Annotated in this window: 18 protein-coding genes and 1 tRNA gene; 7 read left to right on the top strand and 12 right to left on the bottom strand. The window is 66.7% G+C overall.

From position 1 onward, the window contains the following. The first annotated feature begins 8 nt into the window (after positions 1–8). The gene (locus tag AC3EDY_RS07555) at positions 9–782 is read left to right on the top strand and encodes a ribonuclease T2 family protein (RefSeq protein WP_488571874.1); all 774 of its coding nucleotides are present in this window, start codon (positions 9–11) and stop codon (positions 780–782) included. Here the strand turns inward: AC3EDY_RS07555 and AC3EDY_RS07550 are convergent. The 3 genes from AC3EDY_RS07550 to AC3EDY_RS07540 form a co-directional block, all read right to left on the bottom strand. Continuing rightward, positions 722–1,243 (bottom strand): GNAT family N-acetyltransferase, encoded by a 522-nt coding sequence (locus tag AC3EDY_RS07550; RefSeq protein ID WP_488571873.1) that lies wholly within the window; start codon positions 1,241–1,243, stop codon positions 722–724. The two genes, AC3EDY_RS07555 and AC3EDY_RS07550, sit on opposite strands and share 61 nt — an antisense overlap. A 66-nt stretch (positions 1,244–1,309) precedes the next feature. Beyond that, positions 1,310–1,993, bottom strand: a complete 684-nt coding sequence (locus tag AC3EDY_RS07545) for an NnrU family protein (protein ID WP_488571872.1) — start codon at positions 1,991–1,993, stop codon at positions 1,310–1,312. A gap of 165 nt (positions 1,994–2,158) precedes the next feature. Then, on the bottom strand, positions 2,159–3,958 hold the full coding sequence (locus AC3EDY_RS07540; protein ID WP_488571871.1) for a peptide MFS transporter: 1,800 nt from the start codon (positions 3,956–3,958) through the stop codon (positions 2,159–2,161). Positions 3,959–4,328: 370 nt separating this feature from the next. Here AC3EDY_RS07540 and AC3EDY_RS07535 point away from each other — a divergent pair, with 370 nt between their 5' ends. Then, positions 4,329–4,610 carry an integration host factor subunit beta gene (locus tag AC3EDY_RS07535; protein WP_488571870.1) on the top strand — a complete coding sequence of 94 codons (282 nt, stop codon included), beginning with the start codon at positions 4,329–4,331 and terminating at the stop codon, positions 4,608–4,610. Positions 4,611–4,826: 216 nt separating this feature from the next. Then, positions 4,827–4,913 (top strand) — tRNA-Leu (locus tag AC3EDY_RS07530). A 64-nt stretch (positions 4,914–4,977) separates the two neighbouring features. Here AC3EDY_RS07530 and dxs read toward each other — a convergent pair. From dxs to AC3EDY_RS07500, 6 genes are all read right to left on the bottom strand, one after another. After that, the gene (gene dxs, locus AC3EDY_RS07525) at positions 4,978–6,900 is read right to left on the bottom strand and encodes a 1-deoxy-D-xylulose-5-phosphate synthase (RefSeq protein WP_488571869.1); all 1,923 of its coding nucleotides are present in this window, start codon (positions 6,898–6,900) and stop codon (positions 4,978–4,980) included. Between the two features lie 145 nt (positions 6,901–7,045). Next, positions 7,046–8,248, bottom strand: a complete 1,203-nt coding sequence (locus tag AC3EDY_RS07520; protein WP_488572102.1) for a DUF445 domain-containing protein — start codon at positions 8,246–8,248, stop codon at positions 7,046–7,048. Between the two features lie 101 nt (positions 8,249–8,349). Further along, positions 8,350–11,517 carry an efflux RND transporter permease subunit gene (locus tag AC3EDY_RS07515; protein ID WP_488571868.1) on the bottom strand — a complete coding sequence of 1,056 codons (3,168 nt, stop codon included), beginning with the start codon at positions 11,515–11,517 and terminating at the stop codon, positions 8,350–8,352. A gap of 19 nt (positions 11,518–11,536) precedes the next feature. Beyond that, positions 11,537–12,613, bottom strand: coding sequence for an efflux RND transporter periplasmic adaptor subunit (locus tag AC3EDY_RS07510; RefSeq protein ID WP_488571867.1), 1,077 nt, complete (start codon positions 12,611–12,613; stop codon positions 11,537–11,539). Positions 12,614–13,087: 474 nt separating this feature from the next. After that, complete coding sequence (gene sciP, locus AC3EDY_RS07505) at positions 13,088–13,387, bottom strand: CtrA inhibitor SciP (RefSeq protein ID WP_110764137.1); 300 nt, start codon at positions 13,385–13,387, stop codon at positions 13,088–13,090. Further along, positions 13,384–13,794 (bottom strand): hypothetical protein, encoded by a 411-nt coding sequence (locus tag AC3EDY_RS07500; RefSeq protein WP_488571866.1) that lies wholly within the window; start codon positions 13,792–13,794, stop codon positions 13,384–13,386. The genes sciP and AC3EDY_RS07500 overlap by 4 nt, the downstream gene beginning before the upstream one ends. 138 nt (positions 13,795–13,932) lie before the next feature. Here AC3EDY_RS07500 and mnmA point away from each other — a divergent pair, with 138 nt between their 5' ends. Then, complete coding sequence (mnmA, locus tag AC3EDY_RS07495) at positions 13,933–15,135, top strand: tRNA 2-thiouridine(34) synthase MnmA (RefSeq protein ID WP_488571865.1); 1,203 nt, start codon at positions 13,933–13,935, stop codon at positions 15,133–15,135. A gap of 7 nt (positions 15,136–15,142) precedes the next feature. Here mnmA and AC3EDY_RS07490 read toward each other — a convergent pair whose 3' ends face one another. After that, positions 15,143–15,565, bottom strand: coding sequence for a hypothetical protein (locus tag AC3EDY_RS07490; protein WP_488571864.1), 423 nt, complete (start codon positions 15,563–15,565; stop codon positions 15,143–15,145). Between the two features lie 58 nt (positions 15,566–15,623). Here AC3EDY_RS07490 and AC3EDY_RS07485 point away from each other — a divergent pair, with 58 nt between their 5' ends. Continuing rightward, on the top strand, positions 15,624–16,748 hold the full coding sequence (locus AC3EDY_RS07485; RefSeq protein WP_488571863.1) for a serine hydrolase domain-containing protein: 1,125 nt from the start codon (positions 15,624–15,626) through the stop codon (positions 16,746–16,748). A 44-nt stretch (positions 16,749–16,792) separates the two neighbouring features. On the opposite strand, the gene AC3EDY_RS07480 is transcribed toward AC3EDY_RS07485, so the two are convergent. Further along, on the bottom strand, positions 16,793–17,188 hold the full coding sequence (locus AC3EDY_RS07480) for a bactofilin family protein (protein ID WP_488571862.1): 396 nt from the start codon (positions 17,186–17,188) through the stop codon (positions 16,793–16,795). Next, positions 17,178–18,329 carry a M23 family metallopeptidase gene (locus AC3EDY_RS07475; protein WP_488572101.1) on the bottom strand — a complete coding sequence of 384 codons (1,152 nt, stop codon included), beginning with the start codon at positions 18,327–18,329 and terminating at the stop codon, positions 17,178–17,180. The genes AC3EDY_RS07480 and AC3EDY_RS07475 overlap by 11 nt, the downstream gene beginning before the upstream one ends. A 236-nt stretch (positions 18,330–18,565) precedes the next feature. Between AC3EDY_RS07475 and AC3EDY_RS07470 the strand changes: the two genes are divergently transcribed. Together AC3EDY_RS07470 and AC3EDY_RS07465 are read left to right on the top strand one after the other, a co-directional pair. After that, positions 18,566–19,861, top strand: coding sequence for a glutamate-5-semialdehyde dehydrogenase (locus tag AC3EDY_RS07470; RefSeq protein WP_488571861.1), 1,296 nt, complete (start codon positions 18,566–18,568; stop codon positions 19,859–19,861). Continuing rightward, on the top strand, positions 19,825–20,640 hold the full coding sequence (locus AC3EDY_RS07465; RefSeq protein ID WP_488571860.1) for a nicotinate-nucleotide adenylyltransferase: 816 nt from the start codon (positions 19,825–19,827) through the stop codon (positions 20,638–20,640). The genes AC3EDY_RS07470 and AC3EDY_RS07465 overlap by 37 nt, the downstream gene beginning before the upstream one ends. Positions 20,641–20,684 lie beyond the last annotated feature (44 nt).

Raw genomic sequence — 20,684 nt, 5'->3', positions numbered from 1 at the left:
GTGCCGCGATGAAGCTATCGCTTGCCGTGCTTGCCTTTGCCGCAACGGCCATGCCGGCCGCTGTCAGGGCCGACGCGGCCCCCACCTGCCGGCTGCCGCCGCGCATCGCGCCCGAAGCACTACCCCAGCCCGACGGCCCGCGCCGCACCGGGCCGCTGACGGGCATGACGCTGGCGCTGTCGTGGTCCCCCCAGTTCTGCCGCAGCCGTGGCGACGAGCCGGCCAATGCCCTGCAATGCAATGGCCGCATGGGGCGGTTCGGTTTCGTGCTGCATGGACTCTGGCCCGACGGACTGCCCAACCAGTGGCCGCAATGGTGCCCGGCCACCGTACCCAGCGCCGAAACCCTGCGCCGCGCCCTGTGCATGACGCCCTCGCCCCGCCTGCTGGCGCACGAATGGGCCAAGCACGGCAGTTGCATGTCTCCCACGCCCGAAGTCTATTTCGCGCAGGCCGCGCGCCGGGTGGCGGCTTTGCGCCTGCCCGACATGGACCGCCTGTCGCGCCGTAGCGGGTTGACTGCCGGCGATCTGCGCCGCGCGTTCATCGCGCGCAATCCGGGGCTGACGCAACAATCGATCCGGATCAATGCCAACGCGGACGGCTGGCTTCAGGAAGTGCAGCTTTGCACCGATCTGGCCGAGCGCCCGAGGGCGTGCGATGGCGGCGGGCGTGACGATGACAGCGTGCTGCGCATCTGGCGCGGCAGGGACAGACCGGGTCAGCCCCGCGCCAGCAGCACGAGCACGGCATCGTCGCGCGGATCGCGCCGCTCGCCATAGGCGACAAAGCCCAGCCGCGCGGCAAGCGCCAGCGAAGCTGCATTGTCCGCCTCGATCATGCAGCCCACCCGGCGCGGGCCATGGGCGGCATCGAACCATGCGAGTGCCGCGGCCATTGCTTCGTGCGCCAGGCCCTGTCCCCAGCACGCGGGGGCAAAGATCCAGCCTGCCTCGGGCGTATCGTCCATCCCCTCGCCAAAACCGCGCCAGGAATGGAACACGCCGGCAACACCGACGACCGCATCGTCGCCCTGGCGGCGACAGGTGAAAATGCCGTAGTCATAAAGCGCCCATGAGCCAGCCTGGCGCAACAGACGCTGGAATTCTTCGGCAACGCCGGTCGGCCCGTTGCCCAGGTGGCGGCGCACCGCTTTCGGCGCAAGAAGGTCCACCAGCCCGGCATGGTCGCGCCGATGAGGACGCCATAGCGCCAGTCGCGCGGTTACGAGGGCAGGTTCCATGGCCCGATCCTGCCCCACCGAGGGCATCTGGAAAACCCTGTTTCGGGAATATCCCGGCCGCAGGTATCAGACCTGGAGAAAATGCCATGGCCCGGCCGGAATGCCGGCCAGCGCCCAGTGCAGGGCCGTCACCACTCCCCACGCGAGCAGCGCCCCGCCCCAGGCCAGCCCCAGGCGGCCGATCTGGCGCACATCGGGCCAGAACGGCGCCCGGCGCGACCAGATCCGCCATTCCTTGTCGTAAAGTGCCCGGAACTTGGCATCCTGCGTCCCTGCGCCGCCGACCGCCATGATCGCCAGGCCACCATAGAGCAGCAGCGAGCGCGGACTGGGGGCGACGATCACATGCGCAACGCCCCACAGCGCGATCGCGAACAGCATCGGGTGCCGCGTGACGCGAAACACCCCATGCGGCAGCACGGTCGAGAGCCCGTTCATGTTGCGCGGGGCCAGCGCCGGATTGCGAGCGAACGAAGCGATGAACAGCGCGGTTGCGAACAAGGTCAATGCCGAGGCCAGCAGCCAGGGCAGCGTGCCGGCACCGTCCCACAGCATGGGTCCGGCCGGCGCGCGACCATGCATGATCAGCACGAAAGCCAGGGCGGCCAGGGCAACGATCGAATAGACGGCCATAAAACCGCTGCGGCCCAACGACCTGACTGCCGTGTTGCGCAGCGGATGCGACAATATCCAGTGTGAGCCGGCAAAGAAAAGCATTGCCAAGGCCAGCGGTACGTATGGTTCGATCAAGATAAACTCCGTCAAGCCTGCCTTGCTGACGCACAGGTCTATTGCAATCTGGCTTAACAGTTATTTACTATCTCCGGATACCAGCAATATTCAACCCAAAAGGACATGAGTTTGCGTCTTTTCGGGACAATCACGCATGCGTACTAACCAAAGTTATGTTGTGGATCAACGAACGCCATGCATCAGCTTGCGCAAGATTCCGGCCAGCAGCAGAAGAAGTATGCCGATACCCAGTGCAAACCAGCCGATTACGTCGAACACGGCGGTATAAGTATCCAGGCTCAGTTTCAGGTTGGTCACCTCTCCCCCCACGGTCTTGACGCTTGCCACCTGCGCGACAATTCCGCCGACATATTGGGCCATGGCGATCGACAGGTACCACACGCCCATCATCATCCCCACGATGCGCGCCAGCGACAGCTTGGTGATCATGCTCATGCCCACGGGCGAAATGCACAGTTCCGCCACCGAATGGATCAGGTAAAGCCCGATCAGCCACCACACCGAAACCTTGAAATCCGCGCCGGCAAAGCGCGTGCCCCAGACCAGGAACAGGAAACCGGCGCCCACGCCCGCCAGGGCCACGCCGAACTTGACCGGTATCGATGGTTCCAGCCCGCGGGCGGCCAGCCTGGTCCACACGATCGTCATCAGCGGCGCCAGAACGACGATGAACAGGGCGTTGAAGAACTGGGTCTGCCCGGCCGAAATGCTGAACAGGCCGAAAAACGACAGATCGGTGTTGCGATCGGCGAACAGAGTCAGCGACGATCCGGCCTGTTCGAACAAGGTCCAGAACACGGTGTTGAACGTTACCAGCACCATGGCCGCCACCATCATTTCGAATTCCGCGCGGTTGCCGGCGCGCCAGGAATAGACCAGGATCGCCGGCACGCCGATCAGGAAGCTGGAAAACAGGATTTTGCCCAGCAGCGGCAGCGCCAGGACGTAAGAGGCAAGACTGGACCCTGCGGCAACCGGCTGCGCATCGAGGACGTTCTGGAACAGCAGGATCGCCGCCCCCACGGCAACCACGCCACCGATATAGATGAACGGCGCGAGATCGCGCCCGCTGCGCGGCGGCGGCTCTCCATAGCCGGCCAGGCGCCCGCCATCGAACTGGATCAGCATCCACGCCACGGCCATGCCGATCGCCGCCAGTGCAAAGCCGGCCCACCAGCCAACGGCATCGGCCAGCCAGGGGCAGAGGATCTGGGAAAACAGCGAACCCAGGTTGATCCCCATGTAGAAAATCGTGAAGCCGGCGTCACGTCGCCGATCGCCCGGGGCATAGAGTTCGCCCACCACGGTGGCCAGGTTGGGTTTGAAAAAGCCGTTGCCCACGGCCACCAGCGACAATCCCAGCAGCATGAGCAGGACATAGACCGACGACCGCGTGCCGCCAGTCACGAACTGGTCGCCAGGCACCGTGCGTGCCACCTGTCCGTCGGGCGCGAGCAGCGCCACGCTGCCATCCTCGTTGCCCCGGATTTGCAACCGCGCGCCGTCGATGACGACATAGCGCTTTTCCTGGCCCGTGGCGGTGGGGCGATCCACGGTGTTTTCGGCCAGCACCACGTAACGCTGGCCGGCGATCTCGGCATGCGGCCGCGCGGTCTCTCCCCCGAAGCACAGCACGAAATAGCCCAGCGACATCAGGATCGCGCCATATTTGACCGATCGCTTCGAGCCGAGCACCCGGTCGGCGATCAGCCCGCCGACCAGCGGCGTGAGATAGACGAGCGACGTAAAGCCTCCGTAAAGGCCGTTGGTCTTGCTGTCACTGAACAGGAAATGCTTGGTGAGATAGAGCGTGAGCAAGGCCCGCATGCCGTAAAAGCCAAAGCGTTCCCACATCTCGGTGGTGAACAGGCGGGCCAACTGGCGCGGGTGGCCGAACCAGGCGGTATCGCCATGGGCCGCCGGCGACGGGGATTGCGAAGGGGGCGTGCTCGCCACTGTCATTCTAGATCCGCTCCGTAAGGAAACGCGCCCGGCAAGCCGGCCGTTCAAGTTTCGGCGGAAACTAGCGGCATTGCGCACTTTGGAAAGACGCAATTTACGGCCGCGCCGCTTTGCAAGGCCGGCGTCTGTTTCCCGGCTGCAATCCACGAGAAGGCAGCCGGGCGTGCGCCGCCCCAAGCATGCCGCCCTTTTTTGTCTTAATCTGCAACAATGCCTCAATTCCGGCGCATTTTAGCGGCATTTTATCAACCTTTGATAAGTTGAACACTTGTCCGACGTCTGGCACAAGGCGATTGCGCCGTGACGGGGGTCTCAAGGTGCAAACAGGGACTCGTGCGGTGCCGGGGGGCACCGATATTGGGGGAGTGAAATGATACGTTCCGAACTGCTGCAAGCCTTGGTCAAGGATTGCCCGGGGCTTCGCGCCGAGGAAATCGAGCGCGTCGTCGATGTATTCTTCGACGAGATTGCCGGCCGTCTGGCTGATGGCGGTCGCGTGGAACTGCGCGGCTTTGGCGCTTTTTCCACGCGCGAGCGCGAAGCACGCAAGGGCCGCAATCCGCGCACCGGGGAATCCGTCGATGTGCCCGGCAAGCGCGTGCCCTACTTCAAGCCGGGCAAGGAAATAAGGATCCGGCTCAACGCGGAATGACGGCCTGATGATATACCGGGCTGAATGATCTACCGGTGGCGCGGCCATGGGGGCAAGGCTGCGCTGCTACAGGGGGAGGCAGGCAGCGCTTTGCCATGGCGAACAGCGCTGCCTGCCGTTCAAGGTGCACCGCGCAAACCGCCGCACCGGAAGCCGTTAATTGCGATATCTTCTCTTGGCGTGCCGGTGCGGGGCTTTTATAGCGCAGGCATTCGTGCGGGCGTGGCGAAACTGGTCAGACGCAACGGACTTAAAATCCGTCGGGCTTTGCCCGTGCCGGTTCAAGTCCGGCCGCCCGCACCATAATCCGCCCGTACCATAATCCGCCCTTACCTCAATCCGACCGCACCAGCCTGGCCGCACCAACTCAGGCGCGCGCTTCCTGAATGCCCGCGCTGTTGTGGCGCAGAGCCTTGAGGACGGTTTCGACGATATGCGGCGCACTTAGGCCGGCTTCGTCATACTGTCGTTCGGGTGAGTCGTGATCCTGGAAAACGTCGGGCAGGCGCATCGTGCGGATTTTCAGGCCCGCATCGGTAAGCCCCTCGTCGCTGGCCATCGTCAACACGTGTGCACCCAGGCCCCCGATGGCCCCTTCCTCGATCGTGACGACGACATCGTGCGTGGTGATCAGGCGGCGGATGAGATCGTCGTCCAACGGCTTGGCAAAGCGCAGATCGGCAACCGTCGTGGGCAACCCGCGCGCATCGAGCTGGTCTGCCGCCTTGAGCGCTTCGGCAAGGCGCGTACCGAGCGAGAGGATCGCCACTTTGCTGCCTTCGCGCACCAGGCGGCCCTTGCCGATCTCCAGCACCTGCGGAACCGCAGGCAGAGCCACGCCCGTGCCGTTGCCGCGCGGATAGCGAAAAGCGATGGGGCCGCTGTCGTGGCACGCGGCAGTGTGCACCATATGCACCAGTTCCGCTTCGTCGGCCGCGGCCATGACCACCATGTTGGGCAGGCTGGCAAGATAGGTCACGTCGAACGAGCCGGCGTGGGTGGCGCCATCGGCCCCCACCAACCCCGCCCGGTCGATGGCAAAGCGCACCGGCAGGTTCTGGATCGCCACATCGTGCACCACCTGGTCATAGGCGCGTTGCAGGAACGTGGAATAGATCGCGCAGAACGGCCGCATCCCCTGCGCGGCAAGGCCGGCGGCAAAAGTGACGGCATGCTGTTCGGCAATGCCCACGTCGAACGTGCGATCGGGAAAGGCCTTGGCAAACTTGTCGAGCCCGGTGCCCGAAGGCATGGCGGCGGTGATCGCGCAAATCGCGGGATCGGCCTGTGCCTCTGCCATCAAGGCCTGGGCGAAAACGCCGGTGTAGCTGGGCGGCCCGCCCGCGCTTTTCACCTGCTCGCCGGTGATGACGTCGAATTTCTGCACGCCGTGATACTTGTCGGCGGCCGCTTCGGCCGGCGCATAGCCCTTGCCCTTCTGCGTCACCACGTGGATCAGGCACGGCCCTTCTGCGGCATCGCGCACATTTTCCAGAACCGGGATCAACTGGTCCAGATTGTGCCCATCGATGGGCCCCACGTAATAGAAACCCAGTTCCTCGAACAGCGTACCGCCCATGGCCATGCCGCGCGCGAACTCGTCGGTTTTACGGGCCGCCTGGTGCAGCGGGCGCGGCAATTTGCGCGACAGGCGCCGGGCGATCTCGCGCAGTTCCAGGAACGGGCGCGAGGATACCAGCCGCGCGAGATAGCCGGAAAGGCCGCCGACCGGCGGGGCGATCGACATGTCGTTGTCATTCAGGATCACGATCAGGCGGTTGCCTGCCGCCTCGGCGTTGTTCATCGCTTCGTAGGCCATGCCCGCGCTCAGCGCGCCATCGCCGATCACCGCGATCGCCTTGCCCGGCTTTCCGGCCAGCTTGTTGGCGACGGCAAAGCCCAGCGCGGCGGAAATCGACGTGGAACTGTGCGCCGCGCCGAACGGATCGTATTCGCTTTCGCTGCGCTTGGTGAAGCCCGATAGCCCGCCCGCCTGACGCAGCGTGCGGATGCGGCTGCGCCGCCCGGTCAGGATCTTGTGGGGATAGGCCTGATGGCCCACGTCCCACACCAGCCGGTCCCGCGGAGTATCGAACACGTAATGGATCGCGGTGGTCAGTTCCACCACGCCGAGGCCCGAACCCAGATGCCCGCCCGTTTGCCCCACGGCCGAAATCATCTCGGCACGCAGTTCGTCGGCAAGCTGACGCAGTTGCCCGGGGGCCAGTTTGCGCAGGTCGGCAGGGGTATCGACAGTGTCGAGCAGGGGCGTTGCCGGTATCGCGGTCATGCTTGTGCCTTACACCCCTTGCCCTGCCCTGTCGAGAAAACCCCTAGGGTCCACCCCAAGGGGAAACAAAGCGCAACCATCGCCGCGCCCCGTATCGCAGGCCCATATCGAAGACCAGTGCCGAAGGCCAATGTCGAAAGCCGGGTCAAAAGGCGCGGTCCAGCGCATGGAGCATCAGCCCGACGAGGCCACCCACCAGCGTGCCGTTGATGCGGATGAACTGCAGATCGCGTCCTACCGCGCTCTCGATCCGTGCCGTGACGGTGCGGGCATCCCAGCGGCGGATCGTTTCGGATACCAGCCGCACGATCTGCCCGCCATAACGGCTGGCGATGCCCACCAGCGTGCGCCGGGCAAAGCGGTTGACCAGCAACGCCAGGCGCGCATCGGTTTGCAGCGCACGCCCCAGATCGGCAAGGGCCACGCCCATCTGGCCCGAATGCGGACCGCCCCCGCCGCCGCGCACTGCCGCGAGCAGGCCGCCGCGCGTGCGTTCCCACAAGGCGTCAAGCCAATCGGTGAAAGCCGGATTGGCAAGGATTTCCGCCTTCATCGCATCGACCCGGGCGTGCATGGCCGGATCGTGAACCAGATCGTGGGCCAACGCCTCGAGCCCTTCGACGATTTTCATGCGCAGGGGATGCTCGGGGTGAACGACAGCTTCGGCCAGCAGCTTGTAGATGCCGTCGAGAATGGTGTTGGCCAGTCGTTCATCAAGCTTGACCAGACGCACCAGGGCATTGGCCCGATCATGGATCAGGCTGCGCAGCAGGGTCTCGTTGGCTTCCAGAGTCTGTGCCGTCCTGGCAAGCAGCGCTTCGATCAGCGGCAGATGCCGGCCATCGGCGATCATGGCATGAAGCATCCGGCCCAGCAGCGGGGCCAGGTCGATCCGTTCGATCTGCTGGCGCAGCGCCGCCTTGGCCATGCCGCCAAGCTGTTCCCGATCGAGCGATTCCAGAATGTCGGCGGCAAGGCTGGCAGCGCCCGCGGCCAGGCGCCCCCGTTCCACGCCGGGCGTGTCGGCGACGCGGGGGGTGGCGAGAAAGGCACCGGCGGCACCCGCGACGTCGAGGCCCGCCATGCGCCGCGCCACCACCTGGGGGGTGAGGAAATTGGACTGGAGAAACCCGGCCAGCGAATCGGCAATGCGATCCTTGTTTTCCGGAATGATCGCAGTGTGCGGGATCGGCAGGCCGAGCGGATGGCGGAACAGCGCGGTAACGGCAAACCAATCGGCCAGGCCGCCCACCATCGCCGCTTCGGCAAAGGCACGCAGATAGCCCCATATCGGCGCGCCGCCCGACGCGGCCAGCATGGCGCGGGCCAGCACGAACAGCCCCGCCATGGCGACAAGCAGGCCCGTTGCCACCAGGCGCGTGGAGCGTGCCCGGTCAACAGGCGGAAACAGGGGCCTTGCGCGGCGAGCCAGGCGACGGGGAGCGACAGTCACTCCGCCGGGAATGCCTCATGCTGGCCGGGGTTCCCGGGCTGGGTCGGCTCGCTGGTCAGCAGGCGCCGCGCCAGCCACGGGCCAAGCCGCTTTTCGAGGCCGTCGGCCAGGCTGAACCCGGCCGGCACGATCAGCAGAGTGAGCAGGGTGGACAAGGTCAGCCCGCCGATCACGACCGTGCCCATCGGCGCGCGCCAGCCGGCGTCACCGCCCAGCGAAACGGCGGTGGGCACCATGCCGGCGATCATCGCCACCGTGGTCATGATGATCGGCTGGGCGCGCTTGTGCCCCGCTTCGATCACGGCCTCGAACTTGTTCCTGCCGTTGGACATTTCCTCGATGGCAAAGTCGATCAGCAGGATCGAGTTCTTGGCCACGATGCCGAACAGCATCAGCACGCCGATGAACACCGGCAGGCTTAGCGCCTGGCCCACCAGGCCCAGCAGCAGCAACCCGCCCAGCGGGGCCAGGAACAGCGATCCCATATTGACCAGGGGAGAAACGAAGCGGTGATAGAGCAGTACCAGCACCGAGAATACCAGCAGGACACCGGTGGCCAGCGCGATGAAGAAATTGCCGATCATTTCCTGCTGCCAGCGATCTTCGCCCGCGGCCGCATTGGACACCCCGGCCGGCAGGTTCTTCATGATCGGCAGCTTGTCGATGGCCTCCATCGCCGTGCCTTTCACCACCCCCGGCGGCAGATCGGCACCCACGAAGATGCGGTGATTCTGATTATAGCGCTGGATGGTCGTCGGGCCCGAGCCGAAACCGATGCTGGCCACGCGCGCCAGGGGTACCGAATTGCCGTTGGACGTCTGCACCGGCAGATTCTCGATCGTCGAAAGGTCGCGCCGCGAATCCATCGGCAGCTTGACGCGGATCGGCACCTGGCGGTCGGACAGCGAGAACTTGGCGCTGTTCATGTCGATTTCGCCCTGGGTGGCGATGCGGATCGTCTGGCTCAGCGCCTGGGTCGTCACGCCCAATGACGCGGCCAGATCGAGATGCGGGGTGATGATGATTTCCGGGCGGCGCAAATCGGCGCTGATGCGCGGGGCCACCACCTCGTGCAGTGTGCTCATCTGCTGCACCAGGGTCTGTGCGGTGCTTTGCAGCAGTTCAGGATCGGACCCCGAAAGCATGACGCTGATCGGACGGCCCGATCCGCCGCCGCCGCCGCCGTTCTGGTTCTGGAACGTCACGCGGGCATCGGCGATCTGCTGCAGGCGCGGTGTCAGTTCCCGCTCGAACTGCAGGCTGGTGCGCGCCCGTTCCTTGCGCAACGTGATGATGATGCGGCCGTTGCCTTCGGAAATGCGTTCGAGCGCAACTTCGATTTCCGGCTCGTTGCGGATCAGGGCATAGACCTCGTCCAGCTTGGCCGCGGTCTGATCGATCGTGGTTCCGGGCACCATTTCCACGTTGATCTGCGAATAATCGCTGTCGGTATCGGGGAAGAACTGCGTGGGCAGAACCATGAACATGACGCCTGTCAGCGCCAGCGCCAGCGCCCCGATGCCCATCATCCACAACCGGTGATCGCGCAGCCGCGCCCGCACCCGGCGGCGCGGGTGGAGCGCGCGATAGGCGGCAGCGTGGCTGGTATCCAACGACCAGCGCAGCACCGCCATGTAGCGATCCATCCACGGCCCTTCGCCATGGGGGATCTCGCGCTGATCCCGCTTGAGGAAATAGGCCGCGATCATCGGCGTGATCATCCGTGCGACCAGCAGCGAGAACAGTACGGCAACCACCACCGTCAGGCCGAAATTCTTGAAGAACTGTCCCGAAATGCCCGGCATCAGGCCCACGGGCAGGAACACCGCCACGATCGAGAACGTCGTGGCCACCACCGCCAGGCCGATTTCGTCCGCCGCATCGATCGCCGCCTGGTAGGGTGTCTTGCCCATGCGAATGTGCCGCACGATGTTTTCGATCTCCACGATCGCATCGTCGACCAGCACGCCGGCGACCAGCCCCAGCGCGAGCAGCGAGAGCGTGTTGAGCGTGAAGCCCATAAGGTGCATCACGGCAAAGGTGGGAATGGCCGAAAGCGGGATGGCAAGGGCCGAAACGAACGTGGCCCGCCAGTCGCGCAGGAAAAAGAAGACCACGATCACGGCCAGCACCGCGCCTTCGATCATCGACGACATCGAGGAATGGTACTGCTGCTTGGTATAGTTCACGCTGGTGAACAGCCGCGTGAAGCGGATCTTGTGGCCCTGCTCGGCAGAAATCCGGTCCAGTTCCTTGACCGTCTCGTCATAGACGCTGACGTCGGATTCCCCGCGCGCGCGGGCTATGCTGAACGTAACAACCGGCTTGCCGTTGAATTTGGCGATCGAGGTGATCTCGCTGAAACTGTCGCGCACATCGGCCACGTCGGACAGGCGAACCACCCGGCCGGCCGCGAGCGAAATCTGCGTCTGCCCCAGTTCGAATGCGGAATGGGCATTGCCCAGCACGCGCACCGACTGGCGGGCGCCGGCCACTTCGGCCTTGCCCCCCGCGGCATTGAGATTGACCTGGCGCAGCGCATTGTTGACCTGCGTTGCCGTCACGCCATACGATTTCATCCGCATGGGATCGAGCGTGACGGCGATTTCGCGCGTGACACCGCCGGCGCGGTGCACCTCGGCCATGCCGGGCACCGCCAGCAGGCGCTTGGCGATCGTATCGTCGACGAACCAAGAAAGCTGTTCGATGGTCATGTCGTCGGCCGATACCGCCCAATAGGCGATGGGATCGGACGATGTCTGGGCCTTGACGACCTGCGGTTCCTGAATGCCGTCGGGCAGATCGCCGCGCACCTGGTCCACCGCGTTCTTCACTTCGGCCACGGCGCCATAGATTTCGGTGCCGATCTTGAACTGCACCTGCGTCTCGCTCGAGCCTTCCGAAGCGACGGACGTGATCGTGTCGACCCCGGCAATCGTGCGTACCGCCGATTCCACCCGCTGGGTGATCTGCGTCTCAATCTCTGTCGGCGCGGCGCCGGGCTGGCTGATCGTCACGATCACCATCGGAAACTCGATGTCGGGCTGGTTCTGCACCTTCATCATCATGAAGGATACCAGCCCGGCCAACGTCAGCCCCAGGAACATCACGATGGGAACGACCGGGTTGCGGATCGACCAGGCCGAAAGATTGCGGAAGTTCATGATCGTCCCCGTGCCGGCATCAGCGGGCCGGCGCCGAAGAGGCGGCCGGCACGGGCCGCACGGTATCGCCGGGATTAAGGAAACCGCCGGCGCGCAGCACCACGCGTTCGTTGCCGGTCAGCCCTTCGCGCACGACGATGCCCTGCGCTGTGACGTTGCCGATCTTCACCGCGCGGCGCAACACTTTGCCCGCATCATCGACCACGAAGACGTAACTGCCCGACGGATCGCTCAGAATCGCGGTTTCCGGCAGCACGGGCGCGGTGGTCACGCCGCTGCGGATAGTGGCGCTGGCAAAGCCACCCGGGCGCAAGGCCGGGTCATAACGCAGTGCAATGCGCGCGATACCCTCGCGCGTGGTGGCGTCGATGGTCGGGGCCACCTGCCACACCGATCCCTGGAAGCTCTGGGTCGTGCCCACTGGGGTGACCACGGCGGTCACGCCCACGCGCAGGCGCGCCAGGTCAACCTCGGCCAGGCGTGCCTGCATTTCCAGCTCGCCGTCCTTGGCCACGCGGAACAGCGTGCCGCTGCCCGAACTGACGATCTGGCCAGGCTCCACGCCGCGCGTCAGCACCAGGCCGTCCGCCGGCGCCAGAATGTCGAGCCGCGCCGTATTCGCGCGCAACTGGCCCAGCGTGGCGCGCGCCACGCGCACCTGCGCCACGGCGGCATCGCGGGTCGCCGTCAGCTGGTCGATATCGGCTTTCGAAATGAACCCCTTGGCCACGAGCTTGAGCGCGCGATCGAGATTGTTCTGGGCAATGCGGGCATTGGCTTGCTGCACTTCCACGCCGGCGGCCTGGCTGGCGACCTGCTGCACCTGAACGGAGCGATCGACCACGGCCAGGACCTGGCCGGCGCGCACCCAGGTTCCCGCATCGACCAGCACGCTCACCACGCGGCCACCTTCGCCGGCAATGCCCACCGGCATCTCGCGCTTGGCCGCGATCACGCCGCTTGCCACCACCACGGCGTCCACCGTCTGCTGCCCCGGAGCGATTACCGTCACGGTCGGCGCCTGGGCCTGCGCATCGGCGGCGGGCGCTTCGGCACTGCCACGGTGCATGAACCACCATGCCAACGCCAGCAGCACGACAACCCCCGCGCCGATGGCAAAGGTGCGCAGCCGCTTGCCCCCGGTGGCCGGCGTTTCGTCGGCAAGGCTGCTCGTGTCTTGCGTCTTGTCCAGCAGAATAGCCTCCCAAGCCAGGTTGCCATGTGCCGCCGCTAAGGCGTCGCATGGCCCGGGCCATAAATTCGATGCCGCCCGCCAATGCTCTGCGCATCGGCGCGCGTCCTGTATTTTTTCAACGCGATTCAAGCCGGCAGCCGGTGGCGCCGGGCGCGGTCGCCCTGCCGATACGCAGCCAGGCATCCTTGCCTTGCCAGTATTTAGCCGGCTTTTAGCCGCCGCCACGACCAGTTGCAATCAAAGCTCGATAAACGACGTTCCAACGCAAAAGCCGCCGCCCCGGCGGGCAATAAAAACGGCCGCCCGGGTTGCCCCGGACGGCCGCACCGTGGATGCCGATGTCAAGCCTGCTGCCGGCCGGCAGACAGGCGCGCGTCAATACTTGAGCTGGCGCTCGTAAAGGTCGCGATAGTGCTGGATACGCGTGACCCGCAGGCCCTGCATGCCCGAGCGATCCACCGCGCGCTGCCACGAGGCGAACTCTTCGAGCGTGAGGCCATAACGTTCGCAAGCTTCGTCGATAGTCAGCAAGCCGCCATTGACGGCAGCAACCACTTCGGCTTTGCGCCGCACGACCCAGCGCGTGGTGTTGGCAGGAGGCAGGCTGTCCAGCGTGAGGGGTTCACCCAAGGGGCCGATAACCTGCGCCGGCCTGATTTTCTGATTTTCGATCATGGCTCTTCTCGTCGGTTAAGCGCGCCTTTCGGCAGGGGAGACGGCCTTGTCGGCTTCATCGCCGTTGTGCTTTCCTCCATTTTGCCATTCGCTGAAGAGGTTGGGTTAACGAGATATTCACGATCGATTAGGTGTTCTCCCCTCGTCTCGAAAAACCCTCGGTGCGACGTATCCGGCTGAGACATTCCGGCCTGAAACATCTCCGCCTGAAACATCCAGGCAGCTGCTGGATGAAAGCTGCCGACGCCCGTGCCGTTGCGGGGGATGCGCGCCGTCTCCCGCGCCAGGCGGCGCAGGTCCTGCGCCGCTTCCAGCCGGGCGCAGAGTTCGGCCCAGTGCAGCTTGCGCAGCGGCACAGCCGATTCAGCCCCGGCAAGGCCGCGCGGATCGTCGAAACCCAGGTCCATGGACGGGGCATAGACCCCATATGGATAAAGGAGTGTAAAACACCCATTTACAAAAAATTAGCCATTCGCCGGGGTCAGCTGGGCCACAGGGGCGATTTTTGCGCTGAAACCAGTGGCAAAAGCGCCTATGGGCCGGACATGGCGCATTGCAATCCTTCTTCCGACATCGCCCGGACGCCGCCCGATTTCGGCGATCTGGCCGATCCGCTCGCCCTGTTCGACCTGCCCACGCCGGCCAGGGCGCGGCGTATCGTGGTGGCGATGTCGGGCGGGGTAGACAGTTCGGTGGTGGCCGGCCTTGCTGCTGCGACAGGTGCGGAAGTCATCGGCATCACGCTGCAGCTCTATGATTATGGCGCCGCCACCGGGCGCAAGGGGGCCTGCTGCGCCGGCGACGACATCCGCGATGCGCGGGCCGTGGCCGACCGGCTGGGCATTGCCCACTATGTCTTCGATCACGAATCACGCTTTCGCGAAGAGGTGGTCGAACGCTTTGCCGACGATTATCTGGCGGGACGCACGCCGATCCCCTGCATCCGCTGCAACATGGGGCCGAAATTCACCGATCTTCTGGCCATGGCGCGCGAACTGGGCGCCGATTGCCTGGCGACGGGCCACTATGTCCGGCGCGTGGCCCACGCCACGGGGGCGCAGTTGCACCGTGCCGCCGATCCGGCGCGCGATCAGAGCTATTTTCTTTACGGCACGACGCCGGAACAGCTCGAATTCCTGCGTTTTCCGCTGGGCAGCCTACCCAAGCCGCAGGTCCGCGCGCTGGCCCAGGCCATGGGCCTCGCGGTCGCCGCCAAGCCCGATAGCCAGGACATCTGCTTCGTGCCCGATGGCGACTACGCACGGATCGTACGCAGCGTGCGGCCCGAAGGCGCGCGTCCGGGCACGATCGTCCATGTCCGGAGCGGAGAGGTTCTGGGCCAGCATCAGGGCGTGATCCACTATACGGTGGGCCAGCGGCGGGGGCTGGAAATTGGCGGCCAGCCCGAACCGCTCTATGTCGTCGGCCTCGATGCGGAAAGCGCCCGGGTCCTTGTCGGCCCGCGCCGCCTGCTGGGGGTGGCCGCCGCGCGGCTGCTCGAAACCAACCGCATCGGCCCTTTGCCGGCCGACGGCACGCCGCTGACCGCCAAAGTGCGTTCGCTGGCGCGCCCCGTGCCCGTCACGCTCGACGGTCCGTTCGGAGACGGCGCCGCCACGCGTCTGTGTTTTGCCGCGCCGGAATATGGCGTGGCGCCTGGCCAGGCAGCAGTGCTCTATGCCGGAGAGCGGGTGATCGGCGGAGGCTGGATCGACGGGACCGAACCGGCCGAGCCGCTGGCCGGATAACCCGCGGTCAGTCCCGCCAGGCCTGCAACTGGCAACCCCAGCCTTCGCGATAGGTGGCCGTCTGCGCCGCGCGCAATGGCATCCTGGCCGTTACGCTGCGCGCGGCTGCATCCTCGGCCAGCGACACCGGAAACCGCGTTTCGGGCAGGTCCTTTTCGCAATCGCCCAAAGCCCGGCCGCCCACGAAGCGGCACGAGCAGGCAATGCGCGCGGCGCGCGCGGCAGCGATGCGCGCATCGTCCCGGGCCGGATGCCAGACCAGCACGCCGGCAAGGCCCAGCCCCCCGATCCCCATGACGACAAGCCACCGTCGGCGCAACGCCCGGCGCCGAGGCTGACGAAGGGGCTGGCCCGGCGGGTCGGCGGCGCCCGGGGTCATGCCGGAAAGGCGCGGATCATCGGGGGAAGAAGAAGCCTTGCTGGTTGCCATGTGCCGTCGATCTGGTGGAAAGACCGGGTCTGTGATGCAAAGCGCCCCGCCATTCCGCATGTTCCGTGCCCGCCGATGGCTCGCCCATATCGCGCCCTTGACGCTGGCGCCAGCCTTGTTCGCCTGCTCGCCCGCGCCAAGCGTGCAACGCCCCCTTTCCGCGCAGGCCCTGGCCGCCGTCGTCAGCGATCCCGGGGTCAGCCGCGAAGCGCTGGCCCGCGCGGTGGACGCGCTGTTTCCCGCCGATGGGCAAAACGACGCTGCCGATACCGTGCCGGGAGAAACCCGCGCGGTAATCGTCATGCGTGCCGGGCGCATCGTGGCCGAACGCTATGGCCAGGGATATCACGAGAACACCCGCTTTGCCGGCGGCGGCATCGCCCGGGCCGTTACCGCGGTGATGATCGGCATGCTGGTTTCCGACGGGCGGCTGCGCCTGAACGAAACCGCCCCGGTGCCGGCCTGGCAGCGCCCGGGCGATCCGCGCGGGGAAATCACCCTGCGCCATCTTCTGCAGATGCGCTCCGGCTTGCGCGGCGGCGCGCAGGACGAGGCGCGCATGCTGTTCGGCGCGGGGCGCGACGACATGGCCGCCGCCGCCGAGAATCAGCCGCTGGCGGCCGAACCGGGCGCCCGTTTCCGGGACGATGCGGCCAGCGGGATCATTCTGGCCGATCTTGCCGCACGGGTGCTGGCCCCGGGGGGCGATGCCGAGGCGCGGCGCCGCGCCGTGGCCGAATACCTGCGCACCCGGCTGTTCGAACCGGCGCAGATCCGCGGCATCGTGCCGTCCTACGATCGGCACGGCACGATGAACGGCGCGATGATCGACGCCACCGCGCGCGATTATGCCCGCCTGGGGGAATTCCTGCGCAATCGCGGCGCCGTTCGCGGCGCGCAGCTGGTGCCCCGGCAGTGGGTCGATTTCATGGTCCGCCCTTCGCGGCGCGAGGTGCAGTTCGGCGCAGGCCTGTGGCTCAACCGCGAACCCACCAGCGAAGAGGCGCGCCTGTTCCCGCAGCGCGGCCCGCGCGATCTGGCGGCCGCACTGGGCGAAGGCGGCCAGGCCGTGCTGGTATCGCCAGGCCGCAGGCTGGTGGTGGTACGCCTGGGCAAGGCCCCGCCCGATGCCCAGCCGGCCCTGACACGCCGGCTGGGCGATATCGTTGCGCTGTTTCGCTAGGTATTCCGCCGGTTCCCTGCGCCCAACGTCAAGGACCTGAAGGCTCAGGCCGTCGTGCGCACCGCGATCAGGCTTTCGGGCACGGCCGCCGCCGCACTTGCCCCGCGCGGCGAAAACCGGCCTTCGACCCTGGCCCCCTGTTCGATCGTCAGCGTGTCATACGCCACGTCGCCAAGGATGCGGGCAGTCTTGCAGATCACCAGGTCGGCCACGTTCACCGTGCCTTCGACCGCCCCCGCCAGGCGGGCGCCGCGCGCCGTAATCGCGCCGGCGATGTGACTGCCTTCCCCCTGGACCAGCGTGGCACAGTTCACGTCGCCCTCGATCCGCCCGTCGACGTGCAGATCGGCTGTGGCCGTCAGATCGCCCTGCATGACAAGGTCGGCGCCCAGCACGGAAAAAGTGGTGGCCGCCGGGGCCATGGTCCGATCAGCGCTCATCGCGGCTGCTTTCCTTGAAAACATTGGGCAAAGTCTCCAGAAACGGACGCGGATCGACCGGGCGATCGGCCATGCGCACTTCGAAATGCAGGTGCGGGCCGGTGGACCGGCCCGTGCTGCCGATCCGGCCAATCGCCGTTCCCGGCGCCACGCGCTGGCCGATGCGGGCCTCGATCCGCGACATATGGGCATAGCGCGTGACGAGGCCCTGACCGTGATCCACTTCCACGCACAGGCCATAGCCCGCGCGCGGGCCGGCATAGCGGACCACCCCTTGCGCGGCGGCATAGATCGGCGCACCGACTGGCCCCTTGAAATCCAGCCCGGGGTGAAACGCGCCACCCCCGGTGAAAGGATCGGCGCGATAGCCGAACCCGCTCGATATGAAATCGGCGCTGGCCGGCAGGGCATGGGGCAGGCGCGCGACGCCCTGCTCCAGCGCTGCCAGGCGGGCCATGCTCTGCCCCAGCCGGGCCAGCGCGGCATCCCCGCGCCCCAGCGCGATCAACGGCCCGCCCATGGCGCCGCGGCCTGCGGCGGCGCGCAGCGGCGCGACTTGCGCGGGATTGAGGCCAACGCGGCGAATGGCGGTTTCCGCCCTCGCAGCGCGGCTATCGGCATAGCGGGTTAGCGTTGCCACGAACGCCGCCTGGCGCGCCGCCAGATGATCGAGGCGCACAGCCGGGGCATTGCGGGAAAGCGGTTTTCCGGCCAGACCCGGTGCCGGGGCGGGCGGATCGGCCGGGGATGGATCATGGGGGGTGAGATCGTCGGGGGGAAGATCGCCAAGCTGGCCCTTGACCAGCGTTTCGATCAGGTTCTGTCGCCGCTCGAGGTCTTGCAGCGTACCATCGATCCCCTGCCGGGTACGGGTCATCCGGCGCTCTGCCTGCGCGGCCGCCAGTTCGCGCGCCTGAAGAACTGCAGCCTGGCGCGCGCCGAGAAACTGGCCGGCCACGATCGCGGTGATCGTTCCCAGCCACACCATCGCGGCCAGTGCCAGTGTGGCGGCAACCCGCATCTGCAGGCGCCCGGATAGACGGATGAAGCGCACCTGCCCGTTGGCACGCATGAAAAACTCGCGGTCCGGAAACCAGGCGCGCAAGCGCAGCGGCATGGCGGCAAGCCATGCCCGCGCCACGCGCAAGCGTTCTGATCTGGCACCTGGCACGATGTTGGAATATCCCCGGAACACGATAACGAAAATGACGACCCCAGAAAACGCCCCCCGGCGCGCCGCGCTTATCGGCCGAGGGAAACAGAGTCGAATCCGGCCCCGGTCAGGCAAGGCAGAGCGTGCGTCACGCGCGATGAATTGCCCGGAAGGCCATGTGCGCCCGTGACAGCACAGCCCGCCGATGATAAGCCGCGGCCACCATGTCGACCCAGCCACAGCAGATCGCCCCCGAGTCCACTGCCATGCTCGCGCCCGAACCGCTGGTTCAGCGCCTGGCCGAGGCCGGCCGTGCGGCGCAGACCCGGCTAGGACTTATGCCGGCACCGGCCAAGGAAGCGGCGCTCAAGCTCGCGGCGGCCGCGCTGCGCCGCAGCGCGGCCGACATCCTGGCCGCCAATGCCATCGATATGGCCAATGGTGCCACGCGCGGCCTCACGCCGGCCCTGCTCGACCGGCTCCGGCTGGACGAAGGACGCGTTGCCGCAATGGCCGATGCCGTGGAACAGGTGGCCAGCCTGGCAGACCCGGTCGGGCAGGAAATCGACCGCAGCACCCGCCCCAACGGCCTCGTGCTGCGCCGCGTGCGCGTGCCGATCGGGCTGATCGGCATCATCTATGAAAGCCGCCCCAACGTGACGGCCGACGCCGCCGCGCTGTGCGTGCGTTCGGGCAATGCCGCGCTGCTGCGCGGCGGCAGCGAAGCCGTGCATTCCAATCGTGCGATCCATGCCGCGCTGGTGGCTGGCCTGGTGGAAGGCGGCGTGCCCGCGCACGCGGTGCAACTGATACCCACGCAGGATCGCGGCGCCGTCGGCGCGATGCTGACGGCAGCGGGCCTTATCGACATGATCGTTCCACGCGGCGGCAAGAGCCTGGTGGCCAGGGTCCAGGCCGATGCCCGCGTGCCCGTGCTGGCGCACCTTGACGGCATCTGCCACACTTTCGTGCATGCCGCTGCCGATCCGGCGATGGCGCAGGCCGTCGCGCTCAACGCCAAGATGCGCCGTACCGGCATTTGCGGGGCGATGGAAACCCTGTTGATCGACGCGACCTATCCGGCCGCCGCAGCGCTCGTCGGCCCGTTGATCGCGGCGGGATGCGAAGTGCGCGGCGATGCCCGCGCCCGCGCGATCGATCCGCGCATCGTGCCTGCGGCCGACAACGATTGGGATACCGAATATCTCGACGCGGTGCTTTCGGTGGCGGTGGTCGACGGCCTCGATGCCGCGCTTGCCCATATCGCCCGTCATTCTTCGCGCCACACGGATGCGATCATCACGGCCGACGCCGATGCCGCCGCGCGCTTCCTGGCCGAAGTGGACAGCGCCATCGTCATGCACAATGCCTCCAGCCAGTTTGCCGATGGCGGCGAATTCGGCCTGGGCGCGGAAATCGGCATCGCCACCGGGCGCCTGCACGCGCGCGGCCCGGTCGCGCTCGAAGGCCTGACGACCTACAAGTGGCTGGTGCACGGCAGCGGACAGGTTCGCCCCTGACACGCGGCGCTCCCCGGCTGACCGGCCTTCTGGGCGGCAGCTTCAACCCGGCACACGGCGGTCACCGCCGGGTCAGTCTTTTTGCGCGCGCGGCGCTGGGGCTCGACGAGATATGGTGGCTGGTTTCCCCGGGCAACGTGCTAAAGCCCGCCGCCGGCATGGCACCGCTGCCCGTGCGGATGGCCTCCGCCCGCCGCCAGGCCCGCCGCGCACCGATCCGCGTCAGTGCGATCGAGCGCGACCTGGGCACCCGCTTCACCGTCGATACCTTGCGTGTGCTGGTGCGACGCTATCCCCGCCGGCGCTTCGTCTGGCTGATGGGGGCCGACAATCTGGCACAGTTCCACCGCTGGAAAGACTGGCGCGGCATCGCCCGCATCATGCCGATTGCGGTTATCGCCCGTCCGGGTTATGATGGCCCCGCCATGACGAGCCCCGCCATGGTGTGGCTGCGCCGATGGCGCCGGCGGTGCAGACAGGAATGCGATGGCGCGTTTCGGCCCGGAACCGGGCCGGCACGGGGTGCCGATCTGATCGCCCGAAGCCTGCCAGAACCTGTCCTGCCGGAATACCCGCCCGCACGGATTCCGATCGGACGTGTTGCGATATCGGGCGTGCCCGCGCTGTCGATCCTGCGTTTCGACCCCGATCTCCGTTCCGCCACGGCTTTTCGCCAGGCGGCGCCCGATTGGGCCAGTCACATGGCCGTGACCGGCCTGCGCGACGATGTTACGCATCGCCGCATTCTGCTGGCCCCCGCCGGAAGGAGCCGGCGTTGACCCCCTTGCCTGCCAGTCCTGCCCGCGCACACCCGTTTCATACC

The sequence above is a fragment of the Novosphingobium sp. DS6-6 genome, from assembly GCF_057784975.1.
The sequence above is the reverse complement of the archived record's forward strand: the minus strand, read 5'-3'. Positions and strand labels throughout refer to the sequence as shown.